The 7,992-nt window shown below is 30.1% G+C and carries 6 protein-coding genes; 3 read left to right on the top strand and 3 right to left on the bottom strand.

Translation table 11 applies throughout. The annotated features are described in order from the left end of the window. On the top strand, positions 1 to 159 hold a 159-nt coding region (locus tag KFD70_RS28275), incomplete at its 5' end, for a zinc ribbon domain-containing protein (protein WP_431613531.1). 254 nt (positions 160 to 413) lie between these two features. On the opposite strand, the gene KFD70_RS28270 is transcribed toward KFD70_RS28275, so the two are convergent. Then, positions 414 to 1,388: an alpha/beta hydrolase family protein gene (locus KFD70_RS28270; RefSeq protein WP_336454531.1), complete on the bottom strand. Its 975-nt coding sequence runs from the start codon at positions 1,386 to 1,388 to the stop codon at positions 414 to 416. A gap of 871 nt (positions 1,389 to 2,259) precedes the next feature. Here KFD70_RS28270 and KFD70_RS28265 point away from each other — a divergent pair. Together KFD70_RS28265 and KFD70_RS28260 are read left to right on the top strand one after the other, a co-directional pair. Next, a complete protein-coding gene (locus tag KFD70_RS28265; protein ID WP_017150243.1) occupies positions 2,260 to 2,676 on the top strand; it encodes a hypothetical protein in 417 nt (138 codons plus the stop codon). A gap of 18 nt (positions 2,677 to 2,694) precedes the next feature. Then, complete coding sequence (locus tag KFD70_RS28260) at positions 2,695 to 4,149, top strand: FtsZ/tubulin family protein (RefSeq protein WP_336454532.1); 1,455 nt, start codon at positions 2,695 to 2,697, stop codon at positions 4,147 to 4,149. Between the two features lie 32 nt (positions 4,150 to 4,181). Here KFD70_RS28260 and KFD70_RS28255 read toward each other — a convergent pair whose 3' ends face one another. Continuing rightward, positions 4,182 to 4,925 (bottom strand): MerR family transcriptional regulator, encoded by a 744-nt coding sequence (locus tag KFD70_RS28255; RefSeq protein WP_336454533.1) that lies wholly within the window; start codon positions 4,923 to 4,925, stop codon positions 4,182 to 4,184. 2,642 nt (positions 4,926 to 7,567) lie between these two features. Continuing rightward, positions 7,568 to 7,732 carry a hypothetical protein gene (locus tag KFD70_RS28250; protein WP_336454534.1) on the bottom strand — a complete coding sequence of 55 codons (165 nt, stop codon included), beginning with the start codon at positions 7,730 to 7,732 and terminating at the stop codon, positions 7,568 to 7,570. Between the last annotated feature and the right edge of the window lie 260 nt (positions 7,733 to 7,992).

The raw sequence follows: 7,992 nt of genomic DNA, 5'->3' as shown, positions 1-7,992 counted from the left end.
AATTGTGGATACAAAAACAAAGATGTTAAAAATCTAATAATTCGTGAGTGGGATTGCCCTTCTTGTGGTACACATCACGATAGAGATAGGAATGCAGCGATCAACCTGAGAAACGAGGCAATTCGTCTCTTAACCGTAGGAACTACGGGGATAGCCTAATCCATTAGAGTTCGATAGAACTCTGTACTTAGGAATCTCCCACTTCAAACAGTCCGTAAGGACGTTAAGTGGTGAGTAGTTCAAATTTTCATTTATACAAGGATGTTTGTATTTCGTCACGATCATTACACCTAAGCTCCCCATCAAATAGGGCTATTACACTTCCTCATCTAGTGGCTTCATTTTGGGGATTAGTGAAAAACAGAATCGCAGCGATCATCCACAACAAAAATACTAGGACAATCATGGTGAAATTACCTTTCTATCCGTTTTCGGATAAATTGGATAGTATCAGTAGCAATTTTATTACGATTTAGGACAATTCCTGCATGTCCACCATTGTATACATATCTTGTCGGTTTCCCCCAAGATTCCCATAAGTAATCTGTATCTTGAATATGAACATACTGGTCATTTTTTGCGGAGATTAATAGGATGTTATCCTTATTTATTACTGGAGCAGATTGGCTTGGTTCAGTAATTTTCCAATGATTTATTAAATCTTCATATGTAACGCCATGTTCCTGTAAATCCTTTTTTATATACTTCCCAGGATTGGTTTTCCATATTGAATAAGAAAGACGGTTAGCATAGAAAATAGAAGCTAACACATTTATTTGAGGTTCAACTAAAGCGGTTAAATTTGTAATGAAGCCACCTAAACTAATACCAATCAATATAACTTGCCCTTTTTTATTTTCTTTAAGCCAATGTATTAGTCCACGCAAGTCAGCTACTGCTTGTTGAGATGCTTCCACTGTTCGTTCAACATTAGCACTTATCATGTATTCACCACTATACAAGGAACTCTCTGGTTCTCTGTTAAAGTGATAAGGCATTGTAAAATAATACATATTCCATCCTAAATCCATCATCATCTTCTGAAATATGTTTTTAACCTTATCTATAGAATCCATTCGCCAACCATGTACAAGTATTACATTAGGTGAATCTTCATTCTTATTTATAAAAGCTTCACCTGTTACTATATCATTACACGAAATTCCAGATTTGATTGAACTTTCATATTCAAATTTACCGACTTTATAATTTTGATTATCACATTCGCCCATATTAAATTGAATAGCAACCGAACTACTTTTATAAAAATCTTGGATATTTTCTATTTCTAAATATTTATTAGAAACAGAGGAATATTGGAATTCTTGACTACGTTTCCTATGTAGATCATATAAAGCACATAGGTCTATTGCTTTTGAAAAAAACAAAATATAACCCTCCAATTTTTTAATGAAGTACGACAAGCCACCTAATCTACAATGCTATTTTCTCTTTATTTTGCATTATATTGACATTGTATAATTTTAAAACTGTTTACTCAAAAGGAAATGCTCTTTATTGCATTGAATTAGTAGATGAATTAGATTCAAAAGAAATACATTTTTTACTTGCTGTACATGCAATTTTGTGAATTAACAAAAGAGTTAAATGAAGAGCTGTATCAATATAACATGACATTGACAACTTCTCCCCTAACAAGAGATGAAACTTATAGAGCCAAACTATAAACTAAGAAAGATAACCAGGATGAGTGAAAGTTACATAACAGTATAAATAGTATGAGTGTAATGCTATTACAGCATTGTATTTATTGTTATGGATGATAAGTAGTTTATATAAGTTGTATATATAAGTCTTATATAAACTGCTTATCATATTGATATTGATGTTAAATTGATATGTAAAAGATGAAAAACCTTTTATAGAAAGGGTTTTATATACGTCGTATAAATAAAATGTATATATACAGCGTATATAAAATGTTATTTAATATGTGAGTTTCATGTTAATGTTTTATGCTATTTTTTGAGAGATATGTTTACTTAATATAGTACTGTTAGTGAAATCTATTCTGTTAAGTGTTTAGAATATGAATCACATGAAATATAAGATTAATATAGTATATATACGACGTATATATACGCTGTATAAATGAGGTCTTGTAAAGTAAAGGGTTTTCTAATAATGGAACTTATAAGTTCTATATATAAGTTTTATATATAATGACTTGATATACGCCTTATAATGATGTACTATGTTTCTAGGAATAATTAACCAATGGTTTAAGGGGGGGACAACTTGAACGAGGTTTTAAGCGAAAAGTATCAAACAATAAAATTTACAGATGAAGTAGTGAACATGTTCGCAGATATTCTTGAACAAGACGAAATACTATATAGTGTATTTCTATACATAGGAAACATCGTTAATAAACAATTTCAAGAAACCAAATACATGAGGGGCATATCCATTAATGAAATAGTAGAAAATGTGGTCATTGATAGGAGAGTAAAGAAAACAAAAGGGAAATCTTATTCATTAGAAGTTGAACGCACAAATATATCAAGACGTTCAGCTGAAATAAGTGTTAGTACACTATCATCAATGTCTTTAATCTATGAAAAGGCTATGCACCCGTATAAATTTTTAATCTCAACTTATAGAGGACAGCAAGTACTTATTGAGTTAGGGAAGAGAAAAAAAGTAAATAAGTAAATAAGGAGAGATAAAATAATGGCGAAAAATTTCTTGAAGAATGAAGTGGCAGTTAAGATGACGATGGTTGGTTTTGGTCAGGCTGGTACTAGAATGGTAGATAAATTTGCTGAATATAAACATACAGATGGAACATCAGTATATAACTGCTTAGCATTAAACAGTAATGATGGAGATCTAGCAGAACTAAAAAATGTACCAAAAAGCAACCAAGTATCACTTAAATTAGGTGGTTTAGGTAAAAATCCTGAGCGTGCAGTAAAGGTACTTGATTCAAATGATGAGGCAAAAGAGAAATTAAAAGAATTTATCACGGAACGTGTAAGACCATCTGATGAACTTGTGTTATTCTTTGCAGGCCTAGGTGGAGGAACAGGAACTTCTACAATCATTAAGGCAATTGAAGAGTTTTCCGCTTTTCATAACAAGCCTGTCATTAGACAAGAATTACAAAAAGTTGCGCAACAATACCCTATGGCAGAAATAAAAGCAAATCAAGCAAAATTTGCGAGAATCGCTTTTGAAAATGCTATTGAGCGTAAAGATTTTATTAAAATGGGGATTGTTGTAACACTTCCAGTAAGAGCAGATGGACCGGATGTACTAAGACAAGTTAATAAGTTTTCTCAGGAGATTTGGAAATTAGCTAATGATAAATCAAAAGGTGTAGCATTTGTAGTATTTGCTGATAATCAGCACTTTTATGATGAATTTAAAGAACTAAACGAAAATGAGAAAAAAGGTATTGCAAATGCACGTGATTATGCAAATCAACGCATTAGTGAAATTATTCATGAATTAAATACAGCTGCAAATGGTTCTGGAACATCTGTAATACTTGATTCTCAAGACTTTAAACGTATTTTACTTGAGAAAACAGGTTGTTTAGTAATTAATAAGGTTTCACGTAATATGAACCAGATTGAAAATAGCCATGCAATTGTAGAGATGTTTAAAGAATCATTAAGAGGAAGCTCTTTCCATCATCCAATTGATTTGATGAAAAAGCATAACGATGGTTCTGTTGAAGCATCAAAAGTGCATCATTTTGGTATGCTTGCTATCCTAGATGAACAAAAAAACATTGATGATTCCTTCATGGATGATGCTAAAGTGGAAGTTTCAAATAATTTACCTATAAACGGTACTGTTTTTAATGGATATTTAGTAAGTAAGAATGATTTCTTAGGAAGCGTATATACGTTTTATAAAACTGATGCATTACCATCAAGATTATCTAAGGGATTAGTTGAAGAGTTTAATGAATTTAAAGAGAAGCAAAGTCAAATTCAGTACAAAAAGTCTCAAATTAGTACGATAGAAAGTATAGATGAGGATGAGGACTTAGGTTTTGCCTTTGGTGATTTTATCGATATGGGTAGTGACGAAGAAAATACAGAAGCTGGAGCCAATGAGGATGCTGAATTAGCGGACTTTTTAGATCCAGATAAGATGTTTGGTACTACAAAATAATAAAAAGTCTGGAGCTCTCTCCAGACTTTTTGTTATTCCACCGTTGTATTCATAAGGGATTTTATATAATCAATAATATTATCATGTATGTACTGCTCAATGAAGAGTTGCTTTTTAGCTAAATCTTCTTCTTTTTTAAACCATCCTACCTTTTTAATACGTTCCTCATCAGGTTTACTATTCCAGATGCCTTCTGCTTGTTTTCTTAATTCCTGACGTGCTCTATGTTCAATAATGAAATTATCTAGTCTTTCTTGACGTTGACGTATTTTTAAAGTTTCTGCATCTTCAGGTTGTGGAAGCTGTTTTAATATATTCCCTATCTTCTCCTCATACTGAGATTCAATAGTTTTTAATTTTTCTTCTAACTGCTTATCCACCATCTTTTCAATGATTTCTGCAGTTGCTTGAAGGTTTAATTGGGTAGATACTTCATTTGCTTGATTCTCTAGTGGTACTGGTCTTAAATCAAATTGATGTGGTAAAAGTTCAATAATAGCATCTAAAGACCACTTCTCGTCCCGTTTTTGTTTTATAAAAAGAGCGATTTCAAGATCTAAAGTATTATAGAGCTTTTCGTTTGTGTTATGGGTTCTTAGAGTTTCATGTAGCCCTTTTTCTTCTAAAATATTGAACCAATTATACACTGTGTTATGGTGACGTCCGACTAATTTAGAGAATTCTGTTATCCTCCAAGCCTTTTCAAAAACATTATCGTTTAATATATCATCATCGTTTTTTTGATGGTCTCGTGAATCGCTTTTTTGATCAATCATTGTCCTACCTCCTTGAAAAAATAGTTAAATATACACTTGAATTGAAATCAACATGTGAATTGAAATTGACATGTTGATAGTTATTTCGATGATATCAATGTAAATACCTATCAACTTAGGTATTTACATGAAATGCGAGATTAACATATAACCAAGAGTGTATTAACAAAACATTGACTATAAATCTACAATTTGTTTAGAGTGTTAATGTTTTGTTAACTAAAAATATATAAATATTAATATTATATTAATGATAATAAGTTTATTTTGTGCTAGAAATATGGCTTATAGTTGCCATGAGATTAACATAATATATTGCTTATTATTAATGATAAGGAAATATAAGTGTTTTGTAAACAAATTATGAGGATATAATGACTGTCTTCTGTAGAAAATGAGAAAAGTAGATTATTAAATTCCAATTTCAATGTATAAAAAGATACAAAAAGGCAACACTACTAATGTGATGATGCTAGTAGCTTAATAATACTAGTAAGTTACTGATCCTTTAATAAATAGAGTTAATGTTTATCTAGTCCTGTTATTCTTATAGAAGTGATATGAATCTTTGTATTACTGGTATGTTCCCTGTTATTTTTAGTATTGATTTCATTGTTTATTTTATATAAACCTGTAAGAGTATGTTGTCATAATATAGAATTTAGTTGGTTTAATGAATCTAATTTATCACGAATAAGCTTATATAAAGCGCACAAATAGTATGCCCATGTACAGATAAGTGTCTATATGTAACTAAGTAGCTTATAGCGGGAACGTAACTTTCGTTTGTAGTATGATTTAAGCAAATTAAAGGGATTGAAATTGATATGTTAGATGCCTTGGCCCTTTAGTATCTTAAACATCCTTAAAAAAGACATTAACATGAAATATGAAATTGACATGTAATGAAGAGTGTATTGACAAGACATTACTATAAAATCAAAACATATTATCATTGTTAATGTTATATCAACTAAAAATACATGCACATCGATATAACATTGATGATAGTGAGCTAATTATGTATTAGTAAAACGAGTTAAAGTTACTACGAGATTAACAAAACGACCTGTACAGTATTTGTAACAAAGAAAAATAGAGATCTATACATAAAATAAAACATTGTAATAACATTAAGCTGGATGCGAATCGCTACGCTGCTAATATAGTCTTCTTTCTTGGTGATACTAATCTTTAAGTATGTCTTATTACAGTAAAAAGAATCGATCTAGTGCTTCTGGAATCTTTCATTGATAAGTTAGATGTGAAATTTCATAAATAGTATATTCGTGTATTGTAAGCATTTTTACGCAATTGAGTACTAAATATTATTCAGCCGGTGGATTGAATTTTACTTTTGTATATATAATTTAGGTTCATTAGAGAAAATGACATTAACATGAAATGTGAAGTTGATATGTAATAGAGTTGATATTAACAAGACATTAACTATAGTGATGAAAGTCTCTTTAGTTGTTAATATTATATCAATGATAAGTGTATAAATATCGATGTTTTTCGTTCTGTGGAAATTATATATAGTTGATTCTTAAGTTTTTATTAAAATTTAAAGTGATTCAAACAGTATTTGATAATGATTTGTACGTTTTATAGTTTATTTAAACGAGTAGCAGTAATCTACCAGAGGTTATTTGTAGAGAATGGTTAACACTTTTTTATTTAGTGAATTATTTATAGAGTATCTGTGAAGGTGTTTACTTTTTTACAACTATACATACTTTACAAGGGGCTATTCGTTTTATAGTTTTTTCGATCAGTACTAATGGACTATGATCTATTACGAGTTGAGAAAGATATCCTTCTATTAATATATTCATTAACCTTAAATCAATATTAGTTTAATAATTAAGTTACTGTTGATATAAAATTAACATTTTTTCTTTGTTTTCGTTAACATGTTAATGTTTGTTGATATGTTAATGCTAATTATCGCGCTGTAATTAGTAAATTTATTTACAAGACATTGATATTTAGTGAATTATTTCTCACTTAACACCTTTGTGTTTTTTTGAAGTGAAGATTTCTTGGAAAACAGATATTTGTAAGCTATTAATATTTATTTTCTCCAATCGTATGGGTAAATATAATCGATTAGTTGAAGAATTTTGTGTATTAGAGATTGAAAGAAAAATGCAACTTATTTACATAATGATATTATGGTTTATTTTTAATAAATAAAAACAGTATTTAAACTTATAATTTACATACTTAAGGTGGAGGTAATTGAGAGAGGAACACGCATCGCGCAAGACTTTATAGTGCCAGTAGAAACAGTGTACTTTGTAGAAGTGAGGAGAACTAAATGGGCGGATTAATACAAAAGTGAACACTTAATCCCGAAACGAGCATACTTAGATAACGAATGGTGATGGGAATACAGATGTGGAATCCCGCAATACAAAGAAGATAAAATTGATATTGGAGATATGTTGTATTGTGAGAAGTGCAAGGAGAAATCCGAAATTAAAAAGAGCAGCTAGCAAAAGCTAACTGCTCAACTCCAAGGCATCTCCAAAAGGGGGACGGAGAAAGAAATTTAAATGGGTTTTGGCATACAGCCTATCTACATTATTGACGGAATATTGAAATTTATTAACAGAGAGAAATTTATAATACATAAATTAAATTAAAATCTCTTTTATTAATAGTATCATCCCTATAAAAAGTAAGAATTCAATTGAAATTAAAAATCCATTTTTCTTGGGCTTTTTAAACTCCTTTACTAAGGAGAAAATTGAACTAATTGCTACAAATGTAAAAAGAATAAGGCGTATTATATCTGGCATTTTCAACACTCCTAATATTCGATTGTGTTCATTATATTATAATTTTTAAATATAGTAAGAGTTTTTAATATGAATTAAGTAAAAATTAAGCAGGATTTAAATAAAATAATCTTTTGTGCGACACGTTTCCCTATAAGTGTATAAACAAGAAATGGGAGGGTTATCAAACTTGATAACAACAACTGATTGACTGAAAGTAGGAATGAAAGCCGTCAGGTTGAGCTGAAACTATTTATCTAATACTCCTACATGCAAGGCGT

This window comes from Bacillus pfraonensis (genome assembly GCF_050768835.1).
Classification (GTDB): domain Bacteria; phylum Bacillota; class Bacilli; order Bacillales; family Bacillaceae_G; genus Bacillus_A; species Bacillus_A pfraonensis.
This window is presented reverse-complemented; position numbering and strand designations above follow the sequence as displayed.

What these genes read in the sequence shown, in the direction of transcription:
- KFD70_RS28260 (WP_336454532.1), top strand. Translation starts at nt 2,695, where the DNA reads ATGGCGAAAAATTTCTTGAAGAATGAAGTGGCAGTTAAGATGACGATG.
- KFD70_RS28255 (WP_336454533.1), bottom strand. Translation starts at nt 4,925, where the DNA reads ATGATTGATCAAAAAAGCGATTCACGAGACCATCAAAAAAACGATGAT.
- KFD70_RS28250 (WP_336454534.1), bottom strand. Translation starts at nt 7,732, where the DNA reads ATGCCAGATATAATACGCCTTATTCTTTTTACATTTGTAGCAATTAGT.